The organism is Actinosynnema sp. CA-299493 (assembly GCF_050946825.1).
In the GTDB taxonomy this organism is placed as follows: Bacteria; Actinomycetota; Actinomycetes; order Mycobacteriales; family Pseudonocardiaceae; genus Actinosynnema.
In genome coordinates this window covers 7,825,398-7,851,742 of record NZ_CP191993.1, presented here as the reverse complement: position 1 = coordinate 7,851,742, position 26,345 = coordinate 7,825,398, and the positions used below count along the sequence as shown (strand labels likewise).

Below are 26,345 nucleotides of genomic sequence, written 5' to 3'. Positions count from 1 at the left end.
CCGGGCCCCGGTGTCGGGCAACGGACGGAACGGCTTCGGTTAGGGTTCGAGCCATGGCTGAGACGGTGGCGCCGAAGGTGCAGTTGATCGCGAAGACGGAGTTCTTCCCCCCGGACGGCGTCCCGTGGTCCACCGACGCCGACGGCGGCGAGGCGCTGGCGGAGTTCGCCGGCCGCGCGTGCTACCAGTCGTGGACCAAGCCGAACCCGGCCACCGCCACGAACGCGGGCTACATCAAGCACATCATCGAGGTCGGCCACCTGTCCGTGCTGGAGCACGGCTCGGTCAGCTTCTACCTGACCGGGATCTCCCGCTCGCTCACCCACGAGCTGATCCGGCACCGCCACTTCTCGTACTCGCAGTTGTCCCAGCGGTACGTGCCCGAGCGCAACGCCGCCATGGTCGAGCCGGACGTCATCGCGAACGACCCGGAGCTGCACGAGAAGTTCCTCGCCGCCGCGCAGGCCAGCGTCGAGGCCTACACCGAGCTGCTCAAGGGCCTGGAGGAGAAGTTCTCCGACGTGCCGAGCGCCACCCTGCGCCGCAAGCAGGCGCGCCAGGCGGCCAGGGCGATCCTGCCCAACGCCACCGAGACCCGCATCGTGGTGACCGGCAACTACCGCGCGTGGCGGCACTTCATCGCCATGCGCGCCACCGAGCACGCCGACGTGGAGATCCGCGCGCTGGCGGTGGAGTGCCTGCGCGAGCTGCAGAAGGCGGCGGCCAACGTGTTCGCCGACTTCACCATCTCCACCCTGGCCGACGGCTCCGAGGTCGCCTCCAGCCCGCTGGTCACCGAAGGCTGACGGCCGGTGAAGCGGCTGATCGTCGACGTCCGACCGGGCGAGTACACGGTCGCGCGGCTGCCCGCCGACGCGCCCGTCCCGTCCGGGCTGCTCGACGCGCCCGGCCTGGTCTCGGTGACCAGGACACCCGACGAGCTGTCGATCGTGTGCCCGGCCGAGCACGCGCCGGAGGCGGGCACCGCGCAGCCCGGTTGGCGGTTGCTGACCGTGCGCGGTCCGCTGGAGTTCACCCTCACTGGCATCATGGCCGCCCTGTCGGGTGAACTGGCCGCGGCGGGTGTGAGCCTGTTCGCACTGTCCACCTACGACACCGACCACCTGCTGGTGAAGTCGGGCGACCTGGCCCGCGCCGTGCAGGCGCTGCGGTCGTCCGGGCACGAAGTCACGAAACCGTGAAACCGGATCGGGCGACACGCGGTCTGAAGTAGCGTTCCGCCCGGTCCGCGGGTTTCGAGGAGTGACGGTGACTGGTCCGACGCAAGGTGTGAGCGTTCAACCCCGCGTGATCGCGGGCAGGTACACCCTGCTCGCCGAGCTGGGACGTGGCGGCATGGGCGTCGTCTGGCGCGCGCAGGACAACGTGATCGGCCGCCAGGTGGCCATCAAGGAGCTGCACCTGCCCGACGGCATCGCGCTGGAGGAGCGCCGGGTGCTGGAGGAACGGGTGCTGCGCGAGGCGCGCACCGCGGGCCGGCTGAACGACCCCGGCGTGGTCACCGTGTTCGACGTGGTCGCCGAGCACGGCATGACGTACATCGTGATGGAGCTGGTCGAGGCCGCCACGCTGTCCACTTTGATCAGCGCGCACGGCCCGATGCCGCAGGACCGGGTCATCTCGATGGCCGTCCAGGCGCTGTCCGCGTTGGACTCCGCGCACCAGGCCGGGATCGTGCACCGCGACGTCAAGCCCGGCAACCTCATGGTCACGCCCAGCGGCCGGGTGAAGCTCACCGACTTCGGCATCGCCCAGGCCGTGGACGACCCCCGGCTGACCACCAGCGGCAGCCTCATCGGCTCGCCCGCCTACATGTCGCCGGAACGCATCCACGGCAACGAGGCCTCGCCCGCCTCCGACCTGTGGGCGCTCGGCGCCACGCTCTGCTACGCCGTCGAGGGCGCCAACCCGTACGACCGGCCGACCACCGCGTCCACCCTGCACGCGATCATGAACGAGATGCCCAGGCTGACCAGGGCGCACGGCGTGCTCGGCGCGGTGATCACCGGCCTGATGATGCCCGACCCGAACGCCCGGCTGACCGGCCCGCAGGCCCGCGCCATGCTGGAGCGCGCGGCGGCCCAGCCGACCCCGCCGACCGGGTTCGGCGCGCCGAACCCGACCATGCACTACACCCCGCCCACCGCCGCGCGGAAGCCGTGGCTCAAGAACGCGCTGATCACCGGCACGGCGGTGGCGGCCGTGGCGCTGCTCGTCGCGGGCGTGCTCCTCGGCCGGTGGTGGTTCACCGACGGGCCGCCCGCCGCGATGGCCGAGACGGTCACCTACGGGCCGGGCGGCACGATCGAGCCCGCCCAGTTCAAGGCGGGCAACGGGCAGTGCGGCGACAACCTGGTCGACCCCAACACCACGGTCAACTACACCGACTGCGAGGAGCCGCACCGGGTCGAGGTCTACGCGGCGGCGGAGCCGTTCGGGTCGGACAAGATGTCCTACCCGGGCGACGAGTGGCTGCGCGCGTACGCGGAGAGCTTCTGCACGATGTACTTCATGTCCGAGCGGGTGCCGGTGCGGGACAAGCAGACCAAGCTCCGCTACGTCGCCGTCGTGCCCACCTCGGGCGTCTGGGCGGAGGACCCGGCGAAGGCCTCGTCGTCGGACAAGCGCTTCCGCGACGTGGCGTGCGTGCTGTGGAACAAGGACGGCACCGCGCTGAAGGACCAGCTGCACGCCAAGTAGCGTGAGGCCATGGGCGTCGCGCAGGACGAACGCAGGCTGCTGACCGAGCTGTTCGCCGAGGTGGGGCCGGACGCGCCCACGTTGTGCGACCCGTGGCGCACCCGCGACCTCGCCGCCCACCTCGTGCTGCGGGACCGCCGGCCGGACGCGGGGGCGGGCATCCTGCTCAAGCCGCTGGCCGGCCACACGCAGCGCGTCCAGGACGCCTTCGCGGCCTGGCCGTGGGACGAGCTGCTCGGGCTGGTCCGCGGCGGCCCGCCCTGGTACTCGCCCTACGCGCTGGTCGACGAGCTGGTGAACTCGGTCGAGTACTTCGTGCACCACGAGGACGTGCGCCGGGCGCGCGACGACTGGGCGCCGCGTTCACCCGATCCGGTACGAGACGCGGTGCTGTGGCGGCGGCTCGCGCCGACCGCCCGGCTGATGTACCGCAAGAGCCCGGTCGGGGTGGTGCTGCGCCGTCCGGACGGCGACGCGGTCGTGGCCAAGCGCGGGGCGGACCCCGTGGTGCTGACCGGGCAGGTCTCGGAATTGCTGGTGCACGTGTTCGGCCGGTCCGCCGCACGGGTCGAGTACGACGGCCCGGACGAGGCGGTGCGGCTGGTGCGCGGCCTCGACCGGAGCATGTAGTCGCAGCTTGCCGAGGGTGACGCGGTAGATTTCCGGCCATGACCGGAAGTCCTACCGCCTCGCCCGGCCGCCCGTTCGGCCGCGTGCTCACCGCCATGGTCACCCCGTTCGACGCGGAGGGGGCGGTGGACCTGGCCAAGGCGCAGCGGCTCGCCGAGCACCTGGTCGAGCTGGGCAACGACGGTCTCGTGGTCAACGGCACCACCGGCGAGAGCCCGACCACCAGCGACGCGGAGAAGGCCGACCTGGTCCGCGCCGTGGTCGAGGCGGTCGGCGACCGCGCCACCGTGGTCGCCGGCGCGGGCACGTACGACACCGCGCACAGCGTGCACCTGGCCAAGCAGGCGGAGGCGGCGGGCGCGCACGGCCTGCTGCTGGTCACCCCGTACTACTCGCGGCCCACCCAGGACGGCGTGTTCGCGCACTTCACCACCGTGGCCGACCAGGTCGGCGTGCCGGTGATGCTGTACGACATCCCGCCGCGCACGGTGATCCCCATCGAGGTGCCGACCCTGCTGCGGCTCGCCGAGCACCCGCGCATCGTCGCGGTGAAGGACGCCAAGGGCGACCTGCTCGCGGGCAGCAAGGTCATCGCGGCCACCGACCTGGCCTACTACTCCGGTGACGACCCGCTGAACCTGCCGTGGCTGTCGGTCGGCGCGGTCGGCTTCGTCAGCGTCATCTCGCACATCGCCGCGGACCGGCTGCGCGACCTGCTCGACGCGTTCGAGGCCGGCGACGTCGCCGGCGCGACCGCCACCCACCAGGCGCTGCTGCCGCTGCTGCGCCCCTTCAGCCGGATGCCCGGCGTCACCTACGCCAAGACCGCGCTGCGCCTGCGCGGCCTCGACGTCGGCGACCCGAGGCTGCCGCTGGTACCCGCTTCCACCGAGGACATCGAGGCCGTCGAGGCTGAATTGGGAGTCAACGCGTGATCAACCCGAGCTCACCCCCGCCCGCACTGCCCGACGGAGGTCTGCGCGTCGTCGCACTGGGTGGAATTGGCGAGATCGGCCGCAACATGACGGTGTTCGAGCACGCCGGCCGGCTGCTCGTCGTGGACTGCGGCGTGCTCTTCCCCGAGGACGACCAGCCCGGCGTCGACCTGATCCTCCCGGACTTCCGGGCCATCGAGGACCGGCTGGACGACATCGAGGCCCTGGTGCTCACCCACGGGCACGAGGACCACATCGGCGCGGTGCCGTTCCTGCTGAAGCTGCGCCCCGACCTGCCGGTGGTCGGCTCGCGGTTCACGCTGGCGCTGCTCGCGGCCAAGTGCCGGGAGCACCGCCAGACGCCCCGGCTGATCGAGATCACCGACGGCGACCGGCGTTCGCACGGCCCGTACGAGCTGGAGTTCTTCGCGGTCAACCACTCCATCCCGGACGCGGTGGCGGTCGCCGTCCGCACGACCGCCGGGCTGGTGCTGCACACCGGCGACATCAAGCTCGACCAGCTGCCGCTCGACGGCAGGCTCACCGACCTGGCCGGGTTCTCCCGGCTCGGCGACGAGGGCGTCGACCTGTTCCTGGTCGACTCGACCAACGCCGAGGTGCCGGGGTTCGTCGCGCCCGAGCGCGAGATCGGGCCGGTGCTGGAGAACGTGGTCCGCAAGGCCAACCAGCGGGTGATCGTCGCGTGCTTCGCCTCCCACGTGCACCGGGTGCAGCAGGTGCTGGACGTCGCCGTGCAGCACGGGCGGCGGGTCGCGCTGGTCGGGCGGTCGATGGTGCGCAACATGGGCATCGCGGCGGAGCTCGGCTACCTGAACGTGCCCGCCGGGTTGTTCGTCGACCTCAACGAGGCGATGGAGATGCCCGAGGACGAGGTCATGTTCGTGTCGACCGGGTCGCAGGGCGAGCCGCTGTCGGCGTTGTCGCGGATGGCGCGCGGCGAGCACCGGCAGATCTCGATCAGGGCCGGTGACACGATCGTGCTGGCGTCGTCGTTGATCCCGGGCAACGAGAACGCGGTGTTCGGCGTGGTGAACGGCCTGGCGCGGCTGGGCGCGACGGTCGTGCACCAGGGCAACGCCAAGGTGCACGTGTCCGGGCACTCGCCGGCCGGCGAGCTGCTGTTCCTCTACAACGCGGTGCGGCCGTCGAACGTCATGCCGGTGCACGGCGAGTGGCGGCACCTGCGGGCGAACGCGGCGCTGGCCGTGGCCACGGGCGTGCCCGCGGAGCAGGTCGTCATCGCCGAGGACGGCGTGGTGGTCGACCTGGTCGACGGCAAGGCGGCGATCAGCGGCAAGGTCGAGGTCGGCCACGTCTACGTGGACGGCCTGTCGGTCGGCGACGTCGGCGAGTCGACCCTGTCCGACCGGCTCGTGCTCGGAGAGGGCGGGTTCATCGCGATCACCGTGGCCGTCGACTCCGGCAGCGGTCGCGCGGTCGCGCCGCCGACCGTGTCCGGCCGGGGTTTCTCCGACGACCCCAAGGCGTTGGACCAGGCGGTGTCCCTGGTCGAGATGGAGTTGTCCCGCACGGAGGCCGAGGGCATCACCGACTCCCACCGCATCGCGCAGGCCGTGCGCCGCGTGGTGGGCCGCTGGGTCGCCGAGACCTACCGCCGGCGTCCGATGATCGTGCCGACCATCATCCCGGTGAACTGAACCGCCTCGCGGCGGGAGGGGCGTGACGTGGCCGAGATCGTGCTGTTCCACCACGGGCACGGGCTGACGCCCGGTGTCGAGGCCTTCGCCGAGCACCTGGCGGAGGCCGGGCACACCGTGCACGTGCCGGACCTGTTCGAGGGTCGGGTCTTCGTCGACCTGGGCGACGGCCTCGACTACGCGGAGCAGGTCGGGTTCGGCACGATCGCCGAACGCGGTCGCCTCGCCGCCGAGGGACTGCCCACCGACGTCGTCTACCTGGGGTTCTCGCTGGGCGTGCTGCCCGCGCAGCTGCTGGCCCAGACCAAACCGGGTGCCGCGGGCGCGCTGCTGGTCAGCGCCTGCGTGCCGGTGACGGAGTTCGGCGAGGCGTGGCCCGCGAGCGTGCCGGTGCAGGTCCACGCCATGGCCGCGGACGAGCTGTTCGTGGCCGACGGCGACCTCGACGCGGCGCGGGCGCTGGTCGCGGGCGCGGCGGACGGGGAGCTGTTCCTCTACCCCGGCGACCGGCACCTGTTCGCCGACCGGAGCCTGTCGTCGTACGACGAGGTGGCCGCCGTGCTCATGATGGAGCGCGTGCTCGCGTTCTTGAAATGAGTGGTCCGGTCGCGCACGTGGAGCCGCAGGATCCGGTCGCCCGCGATGTGCGGATGCCGTTTACCGGCGAATGGCCGTTCCGGCGCGGAACGGATGGGTGATCGGCGATTTCCTTCCGGTCGCGCGCCGATCGGTCGGCACTCGTTCGCCGCATGTGCCGGTGAATCGCGGGTGGTTACGGTGTGCGCGGAAACACCGAATTCGCGATTCACGACCGAATGGTGGGCACATCATGGGCACAACTCGTGGACGAAGAACAGGCGCCTTCCTGACCCGGTCGGCGGCTTTCTTGCTGGCGATCTCGGCGGCCGTGGTGATCGGTCCGGTCGCCCGGGCGGAGGCCGGCGTCGTGACCGCGCCGCGGTCGGTCATCACCGGGCAGGCGGTGGGCCTGACGGGCTCGGCGATCTCCATCCAGGCCACGAACACCATCACCCGCGGCGCGTGGTCGTGCACGTTGACGGTGAGCAACCCCGGCCGGTGGTACGGGGGCTCCGGCGGCGGTGTGCAGGGGCCGGGCTGGCTGAACTGCAGCCACGTCATGCTCCAGCTGGAGGTCATCGTCGGCGTGGTCCGGAACAACACGCTCGTGGCCGTCGCGAGCGACTACGACACGTCCACGATCCAGGTCAACACCAACGCCTCCGTGTCGCCCTACGTCCGTGCGACCTACTTCATGGCCGCGGTCGGGGCCGTGGAGTGGCCGGACGGCGTGATCACGGAGTTCCCCGAGCTGCAGAGCCCGTCGTTCACGATCTGACCGCCGGGCGTCCGGTCCACCGTCCACGGTGGACCGGTCAGGTCATGCCACCGTCGTCGGTCGCCGGGCGCCACGGGCTCTTGCCCGTCGTCGGTCGCGTGGGGTCGTGGAACTTCGGCAGGTCCGGCTCGTCCGGCCGCAGCGGCGCCAGGCCCGCGGTGATGGCGCGCATGATCCGCTCGTGCGCCCGCCGCGCGTCGCCCGGCTTGCCGTCCTCCAGCCCCGACAGGTCCACCGGCTTGCCGAAGTGCACCTTGAACGTCGGCCGCTTCCGCAGACCACGCGCGTAGGACGTGAGGTAGGGCTTGGCGTCCGCCCACCCGGTGACGTGCGTGTTGCCCCAGTAGACGGCTTCGTGCGCGCCCCACTGGCTCACCGGCACCACCGGGATCCCGCCGCTGAGCGCCAACCTCGCCGCACCCGTCTTGCCGCGTTCCGGCCACAGCCCGGGATCGAGGCTGATCCGGCCCTCCGGGTACATCGCGATCGGGTCGCCGCCGCGCCGCAGCACGTCGACGGTGCGGTGGTACGCGTCGCCGACGTCCGCGGCCGAGCGGTCGACGCGCACGTGGCCGGACGCCTTCAGCAACGGCCCGAGGACCGGTGCGTCGAGCAACCCGCCCGCGAGCAGGAACCGGGGCGCGACACCGATCTTGCGGCACGCCGCGATGAGCACGAACGGGTCGAGGTTGCCGATGTGGTTGGACGCGAGCAGCAGGGGACGTCCCCTGAGGTCCGCCGGGATGTCGCCGGTGACTTCGAGTCGTCCGCTGAGACCGACGACCCCTTGGTCGACGGCGGTCAGCACGCGCCACAGCAGTGGTGTGGACACGACGGGCAGGTTACGGCGTGTCGAGGTGTCGGCGCACCGGGTTCCGGGCAACCATGGGCGTCGAGCAGCGCACGTCACGTCGGCCGTGAACGTTGGGGCCGCTGAGGCCAGAGGGACTACCGTATACACCATGGCCGGCCGAACTGGGACCTCTCGCAAGGGCACGACCCGCAGCACCGGTTCCGGGTCGAAGGCCCGGGCGGGCGCCTCCCGCGCCGGAGCGTCCCGACCGGCCTCGAAGCGGTCACCCGCCCGGCGTCCGCCGGCGAAGAAGTCCGCCGGCTCCGTCGGCAGGGTCTGGGGCCTGCTCGGCCGCGGCGTCGGCTCGGTGGTCCGCGCGGCGGGCCGTGGCAAGGAACTCGACCCCGCGCACCGCCGTGACGGCTTGGCGCTGGTGCTCATCGCGCTGGCCGTGATCACCGCCGCCGGCGTGTGGTGGCGGGCGGGCGGCCCGGTCGGCCAGTGGGTCGACGTGGCCGTGCGCAGCTCCGTCGGCGGCCCGGCCGTGATCTTCCCCGTGGTGCTGCTGGCGATCGGCGTGACGCTCATGCGCACCGACCCGAACCCCGAGGCGCGGCCCCGCCTGGTGATCGGCTCGATCCTGGTCGCGGTCGGGTTCCTCGGCATGTTCCACCTCGTCGGCGGCCTGCCGGCGGACCCGCTCGCCCGCCGTGACGCCGGTGGCGCGCTGGGCTACCTCTCCGGCGGCTTCCTCGCGCAGGGCCTCACGTCCTGGGTCGCCGGGCCGCTGCTCGTGCTGATCTTCGCCTACGGCGTGCTGCTGCTCGTGCACGTGCCGATCCGCGACGTGCCCGGGAGGCTCGGCGGCCTCCTGCACCGCAAGCCCGACCAGCTCGACGGTTTCGGCGCCGAGGAGGCGGAGGTCGAGCCCGAGCCGGAGGAGAAGCCGGCCAAGCTGCGCCGTTCGCCCCGCAGCCGCCGCCAGGTCGTCGCCGCCGGCCCGACCGCCGCCGACGACGAGCAGCCCGAGCTGCCGCTGGACGAAGAGCCGCCACCGCTGCCGGTCAGGCCCGCGCCTAAGCCGAAGGCGACCCCCGAGACGCCGAAGCCCGCCGCGATCGCCGTGCGCGCGGTCGAGGGCGACTACCGGCTGCCGCCGCCGACCATCCTCAAGGACGGCGACGCGCCGAAGGCCCGCAGCAAGGCCAACGACGTGATGATCGAGGCCATCTCCGGCGTCCTCGACCAGTTCTCCATCGACGCCCAGGTCACCGGCTTCACCCGCGGCCCGACCGTCACCCGGTACGAGGTGGAGCTCGGCCCGGGCGTGAAGGTCGAGAAGATCACCGCGCTGACCAAGAACATCGCCTACGCGGTCGCCACGGACAACGTGCGGCTGCTGGCGCCGATCCCCGGCAAGTCCGCGGTCGGCATCGAGGTGCCCAACAGCGACCGCGAGATGGTGCGGCTGGGCGACGTGCTGCGCTCGCCGTCCACGGTGAAGGACAACCACCCGATGGTCATCGGGCTGGGCAAGGACATCGAGGGCCACTTCGTCACCGCGAACCTGACCAAGATGCCGCACCTGCTGGTGGCCGGCTCCACGGGCTCCGGCAAGTCGAGCTTCGTGAACTCGATGCTGGTGTCCCTGCTGGCGCGCGCCACCCCGGACGAGGTCCGGATGATCCTGATCGACCCGAAGATGGTCGAGCTGACGCCGTACGAGGGCATCCCGCACCTGATCACGCCCATCATCACCCAGCCCAAGAAGGCCGCCGCCGCGCTGGCCTGGCTGGTCGAGGAGATGGAGCAGCGCTACCAGGACATGCAGGTCAACCGGGTGCGGCACATCGACGACTTCAACCGGAAGGTCAAGTCGGGCGAGATCACCGCGCCGCCGGGCAGCGAGCGCGTCTACCGGCCTTACCCCTACATCATGGCGATCGTGGACGAGCTGGCCGACCTGATGATGACCGCGCCGCGCGACGTCGAGGACGCGATCGTCCGGATCACGCAGAAGGCGCGTGCGGCGGGCATCCACCTGGTGCTGGCGACGCAGCGGCCGTCGGTGGACGTGGTGACCGGCCTGATCAAGACGAACGTGCCGTCACGGCTGGCGTTCGCCACGTCGTCGTTGACCGACTCGCGGGTCATCCTGGACCAGCCGGGCGCGGAGAAGCTGATCGGCATGGGCGACGGCCTGTACCTGCCGATGGGCGCCTCGAAGCCGGTGCGCGTCCAGGGCGCGTACGTGGGGGACGACGAGATCTCCGAGATCGTCAACTTCGCCAAGGACCAGGCGCAGCCCGAGTACACCGACGGCGTCACGGCGGCCAAGGCGGGCGAGAAGAAGGAGATCGACGCCGACATCGGCGACGACCTGGAGGTGCTGATCCAGGCGGCCGAGCTGATCGTCACGTCGCAGTTCGGCTCGACGTCGATGTTGCAGCGCAAGCTGCGGGTCGGCTTCGCCAAGGCCGGCCGGCTCATGGACCTGCTGGAGACGCGCGGCGTCGTCGGGCCGTCGGAAGGCTCGAAGGCCCGTGAGGTCCTGATCAAGCCGGACGAGCTGGACTCGCTCGTCTACCTGATCCGCGGCGGGTCCGGTCCGGACGACGACGGGGACGACTGACCGCGCCCGTCGGTCTTTTCGGCGATGTCGAATGGCCGGTCGAATGCGCGGTCGAATCGGCGGTCGAATCGGTCGAACGCGCCGGACGGCATTGTCGGGCATTGACCCGGGGCTCATCGGGCTGCGATAGTCCGCTCATCCACCGCCGCACCGCCAGGTATTCCGCGCCCGTTCAGTCGAAGCGATTCGACAGTGGGTGCGACGACAGGGGCAGCGTTGCCCGGGAAGAAGCGCCATGAACAGGATGCGTTCGGCCGCGGTGGCGGTCGCGTTGGTGGGATTCCTCCTCGGCTCCACCGGGGTCGCGCAAGCCGCGGCCTGGTCGTCGAGCGACCAGTGGGGCACGTGGTCCAACGGCGGGTACACCGTCCGCAACAACATCTGGGGCTCCGGCGCCGGGTTCCAGTCGATCTGGGCGAACTCCTACGGCAACTGGGGCGTGTGGGCCAACCACCCGAACACCGGCGGCGTCAAGTCCTACCCCCACTCGGCGAAGGCCGTCAACCGGAAGCTCAGCGGGTTGAGCAGGCTGTCCAGCTCCTTCAACGTCTCACGGCCCGGTTCGGGCGCGTACGCGACTGCTTATGACATCTGGGCCGACAACCACGCCTACGAGATCATGATCTGGGTGAACAAGCAGGGCGCGGTCGGGCCGATCGGGTCGAAGCAGGCCACCGCCACCGTCGGCGGCCACACGTGGGACGTGTACCGGGGCTCCAACGGCTCCAACGCCGTGTTCTCGTTCGTGCGCACGGGCAACACCAACGCCGGCACCGTCGACGTGCTGGCGGTGCTGAAGTGGATCGGCGCGCGCGGCTGGTACGGCGACGTGACCGTCGGAGACGTGCAGTTCGGGTTCGAGATCACGTCCTCGTCGGGCGGCATGGACTTCATGTCCAACAGCTTCTCGATCACCACCTGACGCCCCACCCCGCCCACCGCCGGCCACCCGGATTTGTCGGACCCCGCCGGCACAATAAAAGCAGGGGTCCCCTTGGCGGGGACCCCTGCGAGGGCGCGCGGAAGCGGAGCGCGGTGGGGTCTGGTGCGGAGGTGGTGCGTCAGCTCGCGCCGAACTCCCGCACGGCCTGGTAGTACAGGTCCGCCGTGCGGTTGCAGGACCAGTTGCCCGCGCACTGGTGGTACAGGTCGGTCTTGAAGTTGTTGTCGATCCTCAGCCGGGTCGTCTCGGTGAACCGCCCCTGCCGCTTGTAGTTGCGGTAGCCGAAGTCGTGCCGGTGGCAGGCCGGCAGGAACTTGAACCCGAACGGGTTGTCCGGCGACCACGAACAACCGTCCGACGACCAGTCGAGCTGGTCGCTGTACGGCCGCTGCGTCCGCAGCGTGCTGAACTGGGACAGGGACTTGCTGAAGACGTAGTCGTCGGTCACGGCGGGCGCGTTGATGGCCGCCTGGCCGACACCGGCTCCCGCCAGCAGGGCGAGCGAGGCGAGCACGACGGTGAAAGCGTTGCGCAGGGATTTCGCGAGCACTGTTCTTCCCCTCGATTTTCGGGTGTGAGGGGTTCTTACCGGTCGGGGATCGACGCCCGACAGCCCCGATCGGCTCATACCGCGTCAACGACGGGTGAACGTTCGCCGGCACGCGCCCACCGGCGTCAACCGGCTGCGGGGCCGTCCGGAGGCAGACCTGCTGCGCCGCACCGCCCACCCCGCGCGAGCCCAACCGGCCACCGGGCCGCGTGTGCCGGCCCAACGCCGGTTGGTCCACCGGGACCACGGCACGGGCGGCCGGCACTTCGCGCAGCCGCAGGCGGTCAGGCGGTCAGTCGGTCCGCACCGCCGTCACGCCGTGCGGCGGCGGTAGTACTCCGACACCCACGGCCCGGCCAGGCCCACCGCCATCACGTACCCGAACACCACCACCCACACCACCGGACCGACCGCGTCGACCACCGGCGGCACCACCAGACACTCGGTGATGAACAGCAGCACCCAGAACGCCAACCGCTTCACCCCCGACGGCAACGGGTGCTTGCCGATCGAGCGGTCGTACCGGTAGCCCGCGCGCAGTCCCACCACCGCGCCGATCAGTGCGATCACGCCGCCGCCCTCCGTTCGTGGACACAGCTCGGCGGCGCGGTCGCGGCCGAGGCAAGCGCTTGCGCCCGCACCACGACGTCACCGTCCGGCAGCGGGAGGTGTTCGCCGAACCCGGCGGGCTCCGTGCCGACGACGTGCGCGCCGAGGTCCGGCGGCGCGTCGGACACGGTCGAGCCCGCCGGGCTCGGCGACCCCGGGTGCGCGAGCGGGCGAGCCGAACCCCTCCGTACCGGCTCGAACAGCTCGATCAGCACCCGTGCTCCGCCGCCGGGCGCCTCGGGGAGGTGCGCGGTCATCTGCCCGGCTCTTCGTGGTCGTCGCCCCGGTCCAGGAACCGCTGGATCGTCGGCTCGTCGGGGAACTCGTCCTCGTGCGTCTCGATGAGACGTTCGGCGATGGGCAGTGGTTCCTCGGCCCAGGCTGGCTGGAAGTCGTCGCTCGGCAGCAGTTGGTGGCGGCGGGCGAACTGCTCGGCGGCCTCGCGGATGGACTCGCGCAGCGTGCCGATCACCACCGTCTCGGCGGTGTAGGTCAGCTCGACGAGCAACGCGCGCATCCGGTCGAGCTGGTCGTCCTGGTCCGCGTTGTCCGCCAGCTGCGGCCACAGCCGGCGTTCGAAGACCTCCACGAAGTCGGCCGCGATGCCGTCGGTGGCCGTGCGCAGGTTCGCGAACTTGGCCAGCACGTCGTCGCTCGGGACGCTCAGCGCGGCGAGCCGGTTGCCCGCCTCCAGGGCCCAGCGCCGCACGTGCGGCCACCCGAGGCGCCAGCGGACCAGGCCGAGCTGCACGGCGCGGCGCAGGACGCGCGGTCGGACGTCGCCCAGCGGGACCAGGCGGCTGATGTCGCGGGCCTTGATCCGGACCCAGTCGTCCGGGCCCTCCGCCTCGCCGACCCCCAGCACCGCCGCGACGCTCGCGCCCTTCTCCCGCGCCTTGACCAGTTCGGCGATGGCGGGCAGGGAGAAGCCGCGGGATTGGAGGCGTTGGACGAGGGTGAGGCGTTCCAGGTGGGAGGCGTCGTAGTAGGCGACGCGGCCCTGCCTGCGGGGCGGGTGCAGGACGCCCTTGGTCTGGTACATGCGGATCGTGCTGCCCGGCAGGCCGACCCGGACCGCCAACTCGTCGACCGTCAACTGCTCCACGTCACCGATCTTGGCGGGTCGGCGTTCGTGGAGTCAAGACTCTTCGAGTGAACACTCGAAGAGTCACAGGTGCAGCAACATGCGCGAGTTGCCCAGGGTGTTCGGCTTCACGTACGAGAGGTCGAGGAACTCCGCCACGCCCTCGTCGGCCGATCGCATGATCTCCTCGTAGACCTCGGGGGAGACGGGCGTGCCGTCGATCTCCACGAACCCGTGCTTGCCGAAGAAGCCCGTCTCGAAGGTCAGCACGAACAACCGCTGCAACTGCAGCTCCCGGGCGATCTCGATCAACCGGTGCACGATCCGGTGGCCGATGCCCCGTCCCAACGACGCGGGCGACACGGCGACCGTGCGGATCTCGGCCAGGTCCTCCCACAGCACGTGCAGCGCGCCACACCCGAGGACCACCCCGTCCTCCTCGGCGACCCAGAACTCCTGGATGTCCTCGAACAGCGTGACGAGCGGCTTGGACAGCAGCACCTTGCCGGCGTAGGCGTCGATGAGGGCCTTCATCGCCCGAACGTCGCCGGTGCGGGCGCGACGCACGTTGATCGAGTCGTTCACGGTCCAAAGGTAGGCCCTGTGCGAGGAACCGCCCGCTCGACCCCGACGTCCGGCCGTGCGCCGCGTGCGCGTGGTGCCGGATGTGAAACCGGACAACACCCGCGCCCTCGTGCTCGCGCTGGAGTGCGGTCCGCAACGACACCGCCTCGCACCGGCGAGCCGGCCGGACGACCGCGGCCGGGACTGCCCGGGTACCACGGCCACCAGGCGCGGGCAACGTGCTCCAAGGCGGCTACCTGGAGTTCCCGGACGGGAACCCGCCCGGCTGCGCCGAGGGCCCCGGCCCGCCCGGATCACGTCACCACGGCTCGACGAGCCGTGGTCGACCACCCTCGGGAGGACCCCGGCGGGAGCAGTCGACGGCCGCCCCGGCGGTCGGTGGAGGTGAGCGGACGGGGAGGGGGGCGGCGGCGGTTACGCTGAGCACCGTGTCTTCCCCCACCACGTCCAAGCGCGTCGCCATGCTGACCCTCGGGTGCGCCCGCAACGAAGTCGACTCCGAAGAGCTCGCCGGCCGCCTCACCGCCGGCGGCTGGGAGTTGGTCGACGACGAAGCCGACGTGGTCGTGGTCAACACGTGCGGCTTCGTGGAGTCCGCCAAGAAGGACTCCGTGGACACCCTCCTCGCCGCCGCCGACAGCGGCGCGAAGGTGGTCGCGGTCGGGTGCATGGCCGAGCGCTACGGCGCCGAGCTGGCCGACAGCCTGCCCGAGGCGAACGCCGTGCTCGGGTTCGACCACTACACCGACCTCGCCGACCGGCTGGACGACGTCCTGGCCGGTCAGACCATCGAGTCCCACCAGCCGGTCGACCGGCGCACCCTGCTGCCGCTCACGCCCGTGCAGCGGCCGAAGGCGGCCGAAGAGGTGCAGGTGCCGGGGCACGGCTGGGGCCCGCGCGTGCTGCGCACCCGCCTCGCCGACACCCCCGTGGCGCCCCTGAAGATCGCCTCCGGCTGCGACCGCCGCTGCTCGTTCTGCGCGATCCCGTCCTTCCGCGGCGCGTTCGTCTCCCGCCACCCGGACGAGGTCGTGGCCGAGGCGATGTGGCTGGCCGAGCAGGGCGTGCGCGAGGTGTTCCTGGTCTCGGAGAACTCCACCTCCTACGCCAAGGACCTGCCCCGCGAGCTGGGCGGCCTCGAACTGCTGCTCCAGCGGCTCGCGAAGGTGCCCGGCATCGACCGCGTCCGCGTGTCCTACCTGCAGCCCGCCGAGACCAAGCCCACGCTGGTCAAGGCCATCGCCACCACCGACGGCGTGGCCGACTACTTCGACATGTCCTTCCAGCACTCCAGCGAGTCCGTGCTGCGCCGGATGCGCCGGTTCGGCTCCACCGAGTCGTTCCTCGGCCTGGTCGAGCAGATCCGCTCCCTCGCGCCGCGTGCGGGTATCCGCAGCAACGTCATCGTCGGCTTCCCCGGCGAGACCGAGGCGGACGTGGCCGAGCTGGAGCGCTTCCTCACCGCCGCCCGGCTGGACGCGGTCGGCGTGTTCGGCTACTCCGACGAGGACGGCACCGAGGCCGAGAACCTGCCGGACAAGCTGGACGCCGACACCATCGCCGAGCGCGTCGCCCGCATCTCCAACCTGGTCGAGGAGCTCACCTCCCAGCGCGCCGAGGACCGCGTCGGCGACGAGGTCGTCGTCCTGGTCGAGACCGAGGAGGACGACGAGAGCGACTGCGTCGGCCGCGCCGCCCACCAGGCGCCCGAGGTCGACGGCGAGTGCGTCATCACCAACGCCGACGGCCTGGCGGTCGGCGACCTGGTGCGCTGCCGGGTCGACGCCTCCGAGGGCGTCGACCTGGTCGTGACAGCGATCGAGGTGCTCCCGAGGTGACCGAACCCGCGCGCGTGCCGGTGCTGAACATCGCCAACGTGCTGACGATGTCCCGGCTGGCGCTCGTGCCGGTGTTCCTCTACTTCCTGTTCCAGGAGGACGGTCGGCAGGCGTGGTGGCGGCTGGCCGCGTTCGGGGTGTTCGCCGTGGCGTCGGTCACCGACCACGTGGACGGCAACCTGGCCCGCAAGCACGGGCTGATCACCGACTTCGGCAAGATCGCCGACCCGATCGCGGACAAGGCGCTGACCGGGGCCGCGCTGGTCGGCCTGAGCCTGCTCGGCGAGCTGCCGTGGTGGGTGACGGTCGTCATCGCGGTCCGCGAGCTCGGCGTCACGCTGCTGCGCTTCTGGGTCATCCGGCACGGCGTGATCCCGGCCAGCCGCGGCGGCAAGGCCAAGACGCTCGTCCAGATCGTCGCCATCGGCCTGTACGTGCTGCCGCTGCCGTCCTGGTTGGACGCGGTGTCGGTGACCGCGATGGGCGCGGCCGTGGTGCTGACCGTGGTCACGGGCGTCGACTACGTCATCCGCGCGTTCCGGCTGCGGGCCAGGGGCAAGCGGGCGGTGGCCGGGGCGTGAGCGCCGCCGACGTCGTGCGGACCCTCGCCGAACGCGGTGAGACGGTCGCCACCGCCGAGTCGCTGACCGCGGGCCTGGTGACCGCCGAGCTGACCTCCGTGCCCGGGGCCAGCGCCGTGGTGCGCGGCGGGCTCGTGGTCTACGCGACGGACCTCAAGCACGCGCTCGCGGGCGTGGACGCGGCGCTGCTGGCCGAGCACGGCGCCGTGCACCCCGAGGTGGCCCGGCAGCTCGCCGAGGGCGCACGGGAGCGCTGCGGCGCGACCTGGGGCCTCGGGCTGACCGGTGTGGCCGGTCCCGACCCGCAGGACGGCGTCGCACCGGGCACCGTCCACATCGGTTTGTCCGGTCCGTCCGGGTCCGATGTCCGGACGCTCACTCTCGGTGGCGGTCGTGACGAAGTGCGCAAGAGTTCGACAATGGCGGCGCTGACCCTCCTGCGCGACCACCTCAAGATCTCAGTCGAGTGACGTGAGCAGCGCGTTCTCCGTCACACCCGGACACGCACGCGGGAACTTACCGACGAGTTCACTCGTTCGCCCTTGGCGGACGTGTCGGGAAGTCACTGCCCGTCGACGGGACGGGTCGGTAACGTGGTGGCACGGCCGGCCGGAAGGAGGCGCGCGATGACCGTGCTGCTACGCGAGGCGATCGGTGATCGGCTCCGCCATGCCCGCACCACCCAACGCCGCACGCTGCGCGAGGTCTCCAGGACCGCCCGCGTCAGCCTGGGGTACCTCTCCGAGGTGGAGCGTGGCCGCAAGGAGGCGTCCAGCGAGCTGTTGGCCGCGATCTGCGAAGCGTTGGACCTGCCCCTGTGGGAGCTGCTGCACCTGGTCGCCTCGGACATCGGCGCCGTCCAGCGCCCCGTGCCGACCCCGGCCGAGCTCACCGAACGGGCCCCCGCGTCCGCGTCGGCGGGCCTGGAGGGCGGCACGATGGTGCCCGCGGTGATCGGCAACGACCTGTCCGACCTGCGGTTGCAGCCCGTGCTGACGCATCGGCTGTCCACGTCCATCAGCAAGCCGCGCAACGCGGTGGTGGCGGCGTAACCCCAGCTCACACCAGCCTGAGCCGAGCCGGTCCGACCGGCTCGGCTTTCGGCGCTGGCAACGAGTTGGCAACCCCGGACGGGGTCGCCGCGTCCCCCGGGAGCCGAGCGGGCAGGATGACCATGCCGACGAAGGTCGGGGGTGACTCAGGGTGATCCCGGATATCTCCCCAGGTCGGTGGAAGCAGCGCGGGACAACTGACACGATGGAACCAACACCGGCACCGGGTCGTTGCCAATCACGAGCGCGAGCCAGGGAAGTGCGGAGAAGGCAGGCGTAGGAGATGGCCAACCCTTTCGTGAAGGCATGGAAGTACTTCATGGCGGCTTTTTCGTCCAAGATCGACGAGCACGCCGACCCGAAGGTGCAGATCCAGCAGGCCATCGAGGAGGCGCAGCGGCAGCACCAGGCGCTGTCGCAGCAGGCCGCCGCGGTGATCGGCAACCAGCGCCAGCTCGAGATGAAGCTCAACCGCCAGCTCGGCGAAGTGGAGAAGCTCCAGGCATCCGCACGCCAGGCGCTCGTGCTCGCCGACGAGGCGAGGTCGAAGGGTGACGAGCAGCGCGCGACGCAGTTCGAGACGGCGGCGCAGGGCTTCGCCACCCAGCTGGTGACCGCCGAGCAGAGCATCGAGGACCTGAAGACGCTGCACGACCAGGCGTTGCAGGCGGCGACGCAGGCGAAGCAGGCGGTCGAGCGCAACGCGATGGTCCTGCAGACCAAGCTCGCCGAGCGCACGAAGCTGCTCAGCCAGCTGGAGCAGGCGAAGATGCAGGAGCAGGTCTCCCACTCGCTGCGCCAGATGACCGAGCTGGCCGCGCCGGGCAACACGCCGTCGCTGGAAGAGGTCCGCGACAAGATCGAGAAGCGGTACACCACCGCGCTCGGTTCCGCGGAGCTGGCGCAGAACTCGGTGCAGGGCCGGATGCTGGAGGTCCAGCAGTCGACCACCGAGATGGCGGGCCACTCCCGGCTGGAGCAGATCCGCGCGTCGATGGCGGGCGGCAAGGTCGCCGGCGAGGTGACGAGCGGTCAGCCGGCCAGCGCGAGCGCGAGCATCCAGCAGGAGATCCAGCAGCGCGTGCAGCAGACGCAGGCGCAGCCGACGCAGCAGATCCAGCAGAACCCGCCGGCGAGCCAGGGCTGAGGGGGTGGTGTCCGCGATGGAACCCCGGCGGAAGGTGGCCGGCGAGATCGCCCAGGTCATCGGCGGCCAGCTCCAAGGGCAGATCGCGGACCAGGTGAAGCGGCGGTACGCCGCCTGGAACGACCCGCGCGCGAAGCTCGATCGGCGGTACCGCCGATCGAGCCGCGTGCTCACCTTCTGGCTGATCGTGCTGGCCCTGCTCGCGGTGGTCGGCACGCTCACGCTGGTGGGCGTGCTCGGCGCGGCGCCCGGCGTGGTGGCGGCTCTCGGGTTCGCCGGCACGTCCGTGCTGGCCGTGCGCACCAACCTGAGGATGAGGGGCATCGACGCCCAGCGGCGGCAGCTCGAGGCCGCGCCGGCGCCCGAGCCGCTGCCCGCCAGGTCCTCGGCGGCACGTCAGCCGATGGAACGGCTGGAGGACGCCCAGGACACGTTGCGGGAGCTGCTGCGCCAGCTCGACTCGGCGGCGTTGACGTCCATCCCGACCGACTCGGTCGAGCAGGCCCGTGCCACCGGCGCCGAGGCCGCGTCCGCGATCCGGGCCGTCTCCCGCCAGCTGCAGGCCGTCGAACGGGCGCGGGACACCGCCCCGCCGCTGGACCGCGCGCCGCTGGTCGAAGGGGTGCGAAGACTGCGGACCCAGCTGGACGAGGGTGTGGACGGCTACTGCGGCCTGGTCGCCGCCGCCGGCCGGGTGCTCGCCGAGAGCACCGCCTCCGACCCCCGGCAGGTCCTGGGTGACGCGACGGACCACCTGGCGGGCCTCGCCTCGGGGTTGCGCGAGCTGTCGAGCTGAGTCCGTCGCGGACCTCCGCACTTGGGCGCGGCCATCTGCACGAACCAGGATTACGTCACGTTGCGTAGCGAAGTTGGGCTAACCTCAAGTCCACAGTGGCGTACGCTGCTGCGATCGTGTGATTATCAGACCGTTATATAGCCGCAGCCACTACTTGGCGTGGCAGGATCCCTGGGTCGGACAGCGCGGTCCGTCCTGGTCGCCGGGGAGGTCATTGAGTGGCGTTGTGGACCGTGCGCGGAGATGGCCGCCCCATCGACGGTGACGCCGTCGCGCCGCAGGAGCGGCTGACCTGGCCGCGCACCATCGGTTTCGGCGTCCAGCACCTGGTCGCGATGGCAGGCGCCACGATCCTCGTCCCCGCCACCACCGGCCTCCCCGTCAGCACCACCCTGCTGTTCTCCGGTCTCGGCACGCTGCTGTTCCTGCTGATCACCCGCAACCGCGTGCCCAGCTACCTCGGCGCGTCGTTCGCGTTCATCGCGCCGCTGTCCGCCGCCCGTGACGAGGGCATCGCCGCGCAGCTCGGCGGCGTGCTCGCGGCCGGCCTCCTGGTGATCATCATCGGGGTCGCGGTGAAGGCGCTCGGCGTGCGGCTGCTCGAAGCCGTGATGCCGCCGGTGGTGACCGGCGCGGTGGTCGTGCTGATCGGGCTCAACCTCTCGCACCGGGCCACCGACTCGTTCGCCCAGCAGCCGCTGCCCGCCGTGGTCACGATGGGGATCATCCTGCTGTGCGGCGTGCTCGGCCGCGGCTCGTCGTTCCGCTTCTCCGTGCTCATCGGCGTGGTCGTCGGCTGGGCGCTCGGGTTCTGGCTCGGCCTGGTCGACACGGCCGCGGTGGGCCGGGCCGCGTGGTTCGGGCTGCCCGAGTTCCACGCGCCGGAGCTGCGGCCGTCGGTCACGCTGCTCGTGCTGCCGGTGGTCATCGTGCTGGTCGCCGAGAACGTCGGCCACGTCAAGGCGATCGGCGCGCTGACCGGCCGCAACCTCGACGGCAACGTCGGCGACTCGATCATCGCCAACGGCGTGTCCACCGCGCTGGCCAGTCTCGGCGGCGGGTCGGGCACCACCACGTACTCCGAGAACATCGGCGTGATGGGTGTGACCAAGGTCTTCTCGACCGCCGCGTACGCGGTGACGGGGGTGGCCGCGGTGCTGATGGCGTTCTCGCCGAAGATCACCGCCGTGCTCTCGACCATCCCGGCGGGCGTGGTCGGCGGCGCGACGCTGGTGCTGCTCGGCCTGATCAGCCTGGTCGGCGTGCGGGTGTGGATGGACAACCGGGTCGACCTGACCAACCCGGGCAACGCGCTGGTCGGCGGCACGGCCTTGGTCGCCGGGGTCGGCGACCTGACGTTGGAGCTGGGCGACATGGAGCTCGGCGGCCTGGTCTGGGGCTCGCTGCTGGTGGTGATCCTGCACCCGGTCCTGCGCTGGCTCCGCGCGGTCCGGAAGGTCTAGCCGACCCCGCGAGGTCGCCCCGCCGCGAAGCAGCGGCCGGTCAGCGCACCGCGCGGTTGATGCGGTGCACCAAGCCGGGTCCCTCGTAGATGAACGCCGTGTAGAGCTGGATCAGGCTCGCGCCCGCGTCCAGCATCCGCTCGGCGTCGTCCGGGCTCGCGATGCCGCCGACGCCGATGATCGGCAGCCGGCCGTCGGTCTCCCGGCTGACGAAGCGCACCACCTCGCGGGCGCGTTCGGCCAACGGCTTGCCGCTCAGCCCACCAGCCTCGTGCGCCAGGCGGCGGTCGGCCGGCGCCAGGCCGTCGCGCGACACCGTGGTGTTGGTCGCGATCAGGCCGCTGACCTCGTGCGCGGCGCACACCTCCAGCAGTTCGGCGATCGCGGGGTCGGTCAGGTCGGGCGCGATCTTGACCAGGATGGGCTTGCGCGGCTTCGACCCGGCCAGGTCCCGGGCGGTGGTGTCGAGCGCGGAGAGCAGCTCGGTCAACGCGGCCCGGTCCTGGAGGCTGCGCAGGCCCGGCGTGTTGGGCGAGCTGATGTTGATCGCGAAGTAGTCGCCGTGCCGGTAGAGCGCGCGCAGGGACGTCCGGTAGTCCTCCACCGCGTCCTCGACCGGCGTGACCTTGGACTTGCCCAGGCTGATGCCCAGCGGCACGGACAGCGGGCCGAGGCGGTCGAGCCGGTTGGCCAGCTCCAGCGCGCCGTCGTTGTTGAAGCCCATCCGGTTGATGATCGCCTCGCTGTCGCGCAGCCGGAACAGGCGCGGCTTCGGGTTGCCGGGCTGCGCGTGCCGGGTGACCGTGCCGACCTCGACGAACCCGAACCCGAGCGCGCCCCACGCGGGCAGCGCCCGGCCGTTCTTGTCCAGCCCGGCGGCCAGGCCGACCGGGTTGGGGAACCGCACGCCGAAGACCGTGCGCGCCGAGGAGGGCTTGCGCCTCACGAGCTTCGCCGCCGGGCTCAGCTTCGCCATCACGCCGAGAGTGGTCTCGTGGACCCGCTCCGCGTCCCCGCCGTGCATCCGGAACAACGCCTTGCGCACCACGCTCTTGTAGACCACGGCGGTAACCCTAAGCGATCGGCCCTGGCTGGCAGCGCGGGCACCAGTACGCGGGACGCTCCAGCACGCCCGCGCCCTGCCCGCCGACGCGCACCCTGGTCCCGCAGCGCAGGCACGGCTTGCCGCCCCGCTCGAACACCCAGTGCTGCCGCCCGCGTCCCAGCAGGCCGGTCGTGCTCTGCTCCGGGCGCCACGCGTTGGCCAGCAGCAGCTTGCGCGCCAGCCGCACCGCCTCCGCGGGGTCCACCGCCGACACCGGGCTCCACGGCGAGGTGCCGAGCAGGAAGCACACCTCGGCCTTGTAGAGGTTCCCCACGCCCGCCACGACCCGCTGGTCGAGCAGCACGAGCCCCAGTTCGCGGTCCGGGTCGGCGACCAGCCTGGCGACCGCCTCGGCCGCCCGTTCGTCGTCCCAGTCACCCAGCAGGTCCGGCCCCAGGTGGCCGACCAGCCGCGACTCCTGGTCGGTCGGCAGCAGCTCCAGGTCGTGCAGCGCGAACCCCACCGCGACCCGGTCGGGCACCTCCAGCAGTGCCCGCACCTGGTGACCCGGTCGCTGCCAGCGCTCGCCCGGCCGGTAGAGGTGCCACGCGCCGTCCATCCGGAAGTGGCTGTGCAGGCTCAGGTCGCCGGAGAACCGGGTGAACAGGTGCTTGCCGACCGAGCGCACCGCCAGCACGTCCCGCCCGCCCAGGTCGGCGGTGGCCCACCTCGGGTGGCGGAGCTCGCCGCGCAGGAGCCAGCGGCCGGCCAGCGCCTCGTTCAGGCGGTGCCCGGCCAGGAAGACCGTGTCACCCTCGGGCACCGCTGTCGAACGCCGTCTTCAGGCCGAACCCGACCAGCACGGACGCGGTCAGCCGCTCGGTCCACCGCCGCACGGCGGGCTTCGTCAGCACGACCACCGCCCGCCCGGAGAGCCACACCACGACGAGCTGCCACACCTGGCCGACGGCCACGTGCACGCCCACCAGCAGCGCGCCCCACCCGGCCGACGCCTGGTCGGCCGGCAGGAACTGGGGCAGCAGGCTCAGGTAGAACACGCCGATCTTGGGGTTGAGCAGGTTCGTGGTGAACCCGGTTCGCAGCGCCTGCGCCGGCGTGATCGCCAGGACGTCGGCCGGCCGTTCGACCGTGCCGCGCCACGACTTCCACAGCGCCGAACCGCCGAGCCACAGCAGGTACGCCGCGCCCGCGTAGCGCACCACGTCGTAGGCGAATCGAGACGCCACCAGCAGGGCGGTCAACCCGGCGATGCCGGCCGCTCCCCACACCAGGCAGCCGAGCGTGGTGCCGAACCCGCCGACCAGGCCGGCCTTGCGCCCGCCGCCGAGCACCATCCGCAACAGCATCATGGTGTCCAGGCCGGGCGTGATCGTGAGCAGGACGGCGGCGACGGTGAACGCCAGGAGGGCGCCCGTGCTCACGCGTCCACCGCTTCCTCGATCTCCTCGTCGTTGAAGTCGTGGTGCACGGCCCTGCGCCTGCTCCGGCTGATCCGCAGTATCCGGGCCAGCAGCAGGTTGAACGCCAGCGCCACCTCGCGCGCGCCGGGCGTGCCCCACTCGTGGATCGGCATGCACGCGCCCTGGGCCTGCTGCACCGCGAGCCGGTCCGGCAGCGCCACCGGCATCACCAGCGGTCCGAAGATGTCGCGCAGCTCCTCGATGCGGAACTGGTGCTCGTGCGACCTCGGCCGCACCCGGTTCACCACCACGCCCAGCGGTTGCAGGTCCTCGTTGTGCTCGCGCTCGGCCTGCACCGCCTCGAACGCCCGCTGCACGCCCGCCACCGCGAACATCGTGGGCTCCGTCACCAGCAGCGCGCGGTCCGCCGCGACCAGCGCCGACCGGGTCAGCTGACCCAGCGACGGCGGGCAGTCCAGCAGCACCAGCTGGTAGGGGTCCTCGTCGTCCTGGAGCAGCCGCAGCGCCTCGCGCAGCCGGCCGAGCCGGGTCTCGCCCGGGTCCGGGTGGTTCAACGACTCCGCGTCCTCGGAACCGGCCAGCACGTCCACGCCGTCGCCCCACGCGCTGGGCGCGATCGCCTTGTCCACCGTGTCGCGGCTCGGGTCCTGGAGGACGTCGTAGATGCTGGCCTCGGTGTCGCCCGGTTCCAGCGTGGAGGTGGCGTTGCACTGCGGATCGAGGTCGATGACCAGCGTGCGGACGCCACGCCGCAGCGCCGCCGACGCCAGACCGAGCGCGACCGTCGTCTTCCCCACGCCACCCTTGAGGCTGAGCACCGCCACCGTATGCACGTAGTGCAGCCTACGGCCCTTACGCTCTACGTCCATGCGACCGGACGCCGTACACAGGGTGCTCGACGCCGAGCTGACCGCCGCGCGGGACCGCAGGGGCGGCGAACCGCCGCGCGTGCTCGACGTCGGTGGTGGCAGCGGTGTGTGGGCCGTGCCGCTGGCCGTGGCCGGGTGCACCGTGACGGTGATCGACCCGAGCCCCGACGCCCTGGCGACGTTGCACCGGCGTGCGGCCGACGAGGGCGTGCTGGACCGCGTCACCGCGGTTCAGGGCGACACCGACGCGCTGGACCGGAACGCGTCGGCGGACCTGGTCCTGGCGCACGGCCTGCTGGAGGTCGTGGACGACGTCGGCGCGGCCCTGGCCGCGCTGGCCGCCGCCGTGATCCCGGGCGGCGCGGTGTCGTTGCTGGTGGCGAACCGGTACGCGGCCGTGCTGCACCGGGCCATCGCCGGCCGGCTGGTGGACGCGCGGCGGCTGCTGGACGACGAGGCCGGTCAGCTCACCGGGACCCGCGACCCGCTGCGGCGCCGGTTCGACGTGGCCGGGCTGGAGGCGTCGGTGGTGGCCGCGGGGCTGGGGGTGGAGCTGGTCCAGGGTCACGGCGTGGTGTCCGACCTGGTGCCGGGCGCCGTGCTGGAGGCCAACCCGGGCGCCGCGGAGGCGCTCGCCGAGCTCGAACTGGCCGCGTCGACCCGCCCGCCGCTGCGCGACGTGGCCGCCCGGTTGCACGTCCTGGGCCGAAAGCCGGCCTGAGTGCGGTAGAACGGAGTCTCCGCCGCCTACCCGCAGAGGACCCGCCGTGGGAGACCCGCACTTAACCTGGGCCGGCTGATGGCCGGACCAGTGCCCGAAGACCTGGACGACGAGGTGCGCGCCGCCGTCGCCGGCGACCGCCGGGCGGTCGCGTCGCTGCTGGCCACCGTCCGCCCGCTGGTGGTGCGGTACTGCCGCGCCCGCGTGGGCAGGCAGGAGCGGTCGTCCACGTCGGCCGACGACGTGGCCCAGGAAGTCTGCCTGGCGCTGTTGACCGCGCTGCCGACCTACAAGGACCACGGGCGGCCGTTCCTGGCGTTCGTGTACGGGATCGCGGCGCACAAGGTCGCCGACGCGCACCGCGCCGCGTTGCGCAACCGCGCCGAGCCGGTGCCGGAGGTGCCCGACGGCCCGGACGACGAGCGCGCGGGCCCGGAGCCGTCGGTGCTGCGGGCGGAGCTGTCGCGCCGGATCGGCGAGCTGCTGCGCCTGCTGCCGGACAAGCAGCGGGAGATCCTCGTGCTGCGCGTGGTGGTCGGCCTCACGGCCGAGCAGACCGCCGAGGTCGTCGACGCCACGCCCGGTGCGGTCCGCGTCGCGCAGCACCGGGCGCTGACCCGGCTCCGAAGAGAGATCGAACGACCCTTGATCACGCAACGCAGTCGGTAGATGAGTGCGGTTGCTCCTTTCGGGGACCAAACGCGGCCATTCGGGGTAACTTCTTGTGAGTCGCGTCATCCCCGTGTGCCACCAACGTCGCGTTCGCATGTGCCCCCGAGAGGCGTCCAGCGCGCGGACGTCGAGGAGCTCGCGATGGCAACGATGGTGGTTGGTTCGTCTGTTATGCCGGGGCTTCGCGGTAACGCGGGGAGG

At 71.8% G+C, this 26,345-nt stretch carries 29 protein-coding genes; 19 read left to right on the top strand and 10 right to left on the bottom strand.

Features of this window, described 5'->3' with window-relative positions:
• Window positions 1–53: 53 nt before the first annotated feature.
• From thyX to ACQPYE_RS33240, 8 genes are all read left to right on the top strand, one after another.
• Window positions 54–806, top strand: coding sequence for an FAD-dependent thymidylate synthase (gene thyX / locus ACQPYE_RS33275; RefSeq protein ID WP_498717053.1), 753 nt, complete (start codon window positions 54–56; stop codon window positions 804–806).
• Between the two features lie 6 nt (window positions 807–812).
• Complete coding sequence (locus ACQPYE_RS33270) at window positions 813–1,202, top strand: ACT domain-containing protein (protein ID WP_498717052.1); 390 nt, start codon at window positions 813–815, stop codon at window positions 1,200–1,202.
• Between the two features lie 88 nt (window positions 1,203–1,290).
• Window positions 1,291–2,721, top strand: a complete 1,431-nt coding sequence (locus ACQPYE_RS33265; RefSeq protein ID WP_498717051.1) for a serine/threonine-protein kinase — start codon at window positions 1,291–1,293, stop codon at window positions 2,719–2,721.
• A gap of 9 nt (window positions 2,722–2,730) precedes the next feature.
• A complete protein-coding gene (locus tag ACQPYE_RS33260; protein ID WP_498717050.1) occupies window positions 2,731–3,351 on the top strand; it encodes a TIGR03085 family metal-binding protein in 621 nt (206 codons plus the stop codon).
• Window positions 3,352–3,389: 38 nt separating this feature from the next.
• Window positions 3,390–4,286 carry a 4-hydroxy-tetrahydrodipicolinate synthase gene (gene dapA / locus ACQPYE_RS33255; protein ID WP_498717049.1) on the top strand — a complete coding sequence of 299 codons (897 nt, stop codon included), beginning with the start codon at window positions 3,390–3,392 and terminating at the stop codon, window positions 4,284–4,286.
• Window positions 4,283–5,965, top strand: coding sequence for a ribonuclease J (locus tag ACQPYE_RS33250; protein WP_498717048.1), 1,683 nt, complete (start codon window positions 4,283–4,285; stop codon window positions 5,963–5,965). Before dapA ends, ACQPYE_RS33250 begins: the two co-directional genes overlap by 4 nt.
• A 27-nt stretch (window positions 5,966–5,992) precedes the next feature.
• The gene (locus ACQPYE_RS33245) at window positions 5,993–6,562 is read left to right on the top strand and encodes a dienelactone hydrolase family protein (protein ID WP_498717047.1); all 570 of its coding nucleotides are present in this window, start codon (window positions 5,993–5,995) and stop codon (window positions 6,560–6,562) included.
• Between the two features lie 232 nt (window positions 6,563–6,794).
• On the top strand, window positions 6,795–7,322 hold the full coding sequence (locus tag ACQPYE_RS33240) for a hypothetical protein (RefSeq protein WP_498717046.1): 528 nt from the start codon (window positions 6,795–6,797) through the stop codon (window positions 7,320–7,322).
• 37 nt (window positions 7,323–7,359) lie between these two features.
• On the opposite strand, the gene ACQPYE_RS33235 is transcribed toward ACQPYE_RS33240, so the two are convergent.
• Window positions 7,360–8,154, bottom strand: coding sequence for a lysophospholipid acyltransferase family protein (locus ACQPYE_RS33235; protein WP_498717045.1), 795 nt, complete (start codon window positions 8,152–8,154; stop codon window positions 7,360–7,362).
• Window positions 8,155–8,284: 130 nt separating this feature from the next.
• On the opposite strand from ACQPYE_RS33235, the gene ACQPYE_RS33230 reads away from it, so the two are divergent.
• Window positions 8,285–10,747: an FtsK/SpoIIIE family DNA translocase gene (locus ACQPYE_RS33230; protein ID WP_498717044.1), complete on the top strand. Its 2,463-nt coding sequence runs from the start codon at window positions 8,285–8,287 to the stop codon at window positions 10,745–10,747.
• Window positions 10,748–10,982: 235 nt separating this feature from the next.
• Window positions 10,983–11,669, top strand: coding sequence for a glycoside hydrolase family 12 protein (locus ACQPYE_RS33225; RefSeq protein ID WP_498717043.1), 687 nt, complete (start codon window positions 10,983–10,985; stop codon window positions 11,667–11,669).
• A 139-nt stretch (window positions 11,670–11,808) separates the two neighbouring features.
• Here ACQPYE_RS33225 and ACQPYE_RS33220 read toward each other — a convergent pair whose 3' ends face one another.
• From ACQPYE_RS33220 to ACQPYE_RS33200, 5 genes are all read right to left on the bottom strand, one after another.
• On the bottom strand, window positions 11,809–12,240 hold the full coding sequence (locus tag ACQPYE_RS33220) for a phospholipase (protein ID WP_498717042.1): 432 nt from the start codon (window positions 12,238–12,240) through the stop codon (window positions 11,809–11,811).
• A gap of 312 nt (window positions 12,241–12,552) precedes the next feature.
• Window positions 12,553–12,810: a hypothetical protein gene (locus ACQPYE_RS33215; RefSeq protein ID WP_498717041.1), complete on the bottom strand. Its 258-nt coding sequence runs from the start codon at window positions 12,808–12,810 to the stop codon at window positions 12,553–12,555.
• Window positions 12,807–13,106 carry a hypothetical protein gene (locus ACQPYE_RS33210; protein ID WP_498717040.1) on the bottom strand — a complete coding sequence of 100 codons (300 nt, stop codon included), beginning with the start codon at window positions 13,104–13,106 and terminating at the stop codon, window positions 12,807–12,809. The genes ACQPYE_RS33215 and ACQPYE_RS33210 overlap by 4 nt, the downstream gene beginning before the upstream one ends.
• The gene (locus ACQPYE_RS33205) at window positions 13,103–13,954 is read right to left on the bottom strand and encodes a MerR family transcriptional regulator (RefSeq protein ID WP_498717039.1); all 852 of its coding nucleotides are present in this window, start codon (window positions 13,952–13,954) and stop codon (window positions 13,103–13,105) included. Before ACQPYE_RS33205 ends, ACQPYE_RS33210 begins: the two co-directional genes overlap by 4 nt.
• 63 nt (window positions 13,955–14,017) lie before the next feature.
• Window positions 14,018–14,518, bottom strand: coding sequence for an amino-acid N-acetyltransferase (locus ACQPYE_RS33200; protein WP_498717038.1), 501 nt, complete (start codon window positions 14,516–14,518; stop codon window positions 14,018–14,020).
• A 461-nt stretch (window positions 14,519–14,979) separates the two neighbouring features.
• On the opposite strand from ACQPYE_RS33200, the gene rimO reads away from it, so the two are divergent.
• The 7 genes from rimO to ACQPYE_RS33165 all read left to right on the top strand — a co-directional run bounded on the left by rimO (window position 14,980) and on the right by ACQPYE_RS33165 (window position 21,395).
• Complete coding sequence (gene rimO, locus ACQPYE_RS33195) at window positions 14,980–16,356, top strand: 30S ribosomal protein S12 methylthiotransferase RimO (protein ID WP_498723038.1); 1,377 nt, start codon at window positions 14,980–14,982, stop codon at window positions 16,354–16,356.
• Between the two features lie 47 nt (window positions 16,357–16,403).
• The gene (gene pgsA, locus ACQPYE_RS33190) at window positions 16,404–16,937 is read left to right on the top strand and encodes a CDP-diacylglycerol--glycerol-3-phosphate 3-phosphatidyltransferase (protein ID WP_498723037.1); all 534 of its coding nucleotides are present in this window, start codon (window positions 16,404–16,406) and stop codon (window positions 16,935–16,937) included.
• Window positions 16,934–17,407, top strand: a complete 474-nt coding sequence (locus tag ACQPYE_RS33185) for a CinA family protein (protein WP_498717037.1) — start codon at window positions 16,934–16,936, stop codon at window positions 17,405–17,407. Before pgsA ends, ACQPYE_RS33185 begins: the two co-directional genes overlap by 4 nt.
• 156 nt (window positions 17,408–17,563) lie before the next feature.
• Window positions 17,564–17,989: a helix-turn-helix domain-containing protein gene (locus tag ACQPYE_RS33180; RefSeq protein ID WP_123746079.1), complete on the top strand. Its 426-nt coding sequence runs from the start codon at window positions 17,564–17,566 to the stop codon at window positions 17,987–17,989.
• 283 nt (window positions 17,990–18,272) lie between these two features.
• Window positions 18,273–19,136, top strand: coding sequence for a PspA/IM30 family protein (locus ACQPYE_RS33175; RefSeq protein WP_498717036.1), 864 nt, complete (start codon window positions 18,273–18,275; stop codon window positions 19,134–19,136).
• A gap of 16 nt (window positions 19,137–19,152) precedes the next feature.
• The gene (pspM, locus tag ACQPYE_RS33170; protein ID WP_498717035.1) at window positions 19,153–19,932 is read left to right on the top strand and encodes a phage shock envelope stress response protein PspM; all 780 of its coding nucleotides are present in this window, start codon (window positions 19,153–19,155) and stop codon (window positions 19,930–19,932) included.
• A gap of 218 nt (window positions 19,933–20,150) precedes the next feature.
• Window positions 20,151–21,395 (top strand): uracil-xanthine permease family protein, encoded by a 1,245-nt coding sequence (locus ACQPYE_RS33165; RefSeq protein ID WP_498717034.1) that lies wholly within the window; start codon window positions 20,151–20,153, stop codon window positions 21,393–21,395.
• A gap of 40 nt (window positions 21,396–21,435) precedes the next feature.
• Here the strand turns inward: ACQPYE_RS33165 and ACQPYE_RS33160 are convergent, their stop codons facing one another.
• From ACQPYE_RS33160 to ACQPYE_RS33145, 4 genes are read right to left on the bottom strand one after another with little or no spacing between them, the layout of a single operon-like run.
• Window positions 21,436–22,458 carry a quinone-dependent dihydroorotate dehydrogenase gene (locus ACQPYE_RS33160; protein WP_498717033.1) on the bottom strand — a complete coding sequence of 341 codons (1,023 nt, stop codon included), beginning with the start codon at window positions 22,456–22,458 and terminating at the stop codon, window positions 21,436–21,438.
• Window positions 22,459–22,468: 10 nt separating this feature from the next.
• On the bottom strand, window positions 22,469–23,263 hold the full coding sequence (locus tag ACQPYE_RS33155; protein WP_498717032.1) for a DNA-formamidopyrimidine glycosylase family protein: 795 nt from the start codon (window positions 23,261–23,263) through the stop codon (window positions 22,469–22,471).
• A complete protein-coding gene (locus ACQPYE_RS33150) occupies window positions 23,250–23,882 on the bottom strand; it encodes a LysE family translocator (RefSeq protein WP_498717031.1) in 633 nt (210 codons plus the stop codon). Before ACQPYE_RS33150 ends, ACQPYE_RS33155 begins: the two co-directional genes overlap by 14 nt.
• Window positions 23,879–24,715, bottom strand: a complete 837-nt coding sequence (locus ACQPYE_RS33145) for a ParA family protein (protein WP_170185251.1) — start codon at window positions 24,713–24,715, stop codon at window positions 23,879–23,881. Before ACQPYE_RS33145 ends, ACQPYE_RS33150 begins: the two co-directional genes overlap by 4 nt.
• Window positions 24,716–24,749: 34 nt before the next feature.
• Between ACQPYE_RS33145 and ACQPYE_RS33140 the strand changes: the two genes are divergently transcribed.
• Both ACQPYE_RS33140 and ACQPYE_RS33135 read left to right on the top strand, forming a co-directional pair.
• Window positions 24,750–25,472: a class I SAM-dependent methyltransferase gene (locus tag ACQPYE_RS33140; RefSeq protein WP_498717030.1), complete on the top strand. Its 723-nt coding sequence runs from the start codon at window positions 24,750–24,752 to the stop codon at window positions 25,470–25,472.
• 78 nt (window positions 25,473–25,550) lie between these two features.
• On the top strand, window positions 25,551–26,141 hold the full coding sequence (locus ACQPYE_RS33135; RefSeq protein ID WP_498717029.1) for a sigma-70 family RNA polymerase sigma factor: 591 nt from the start codon (window positions 25,551–25,553) through the stop codon (window positions 26,139–26,141).
• Window positions 26,142–26,345: the final 204 nt, after the last annotated feature.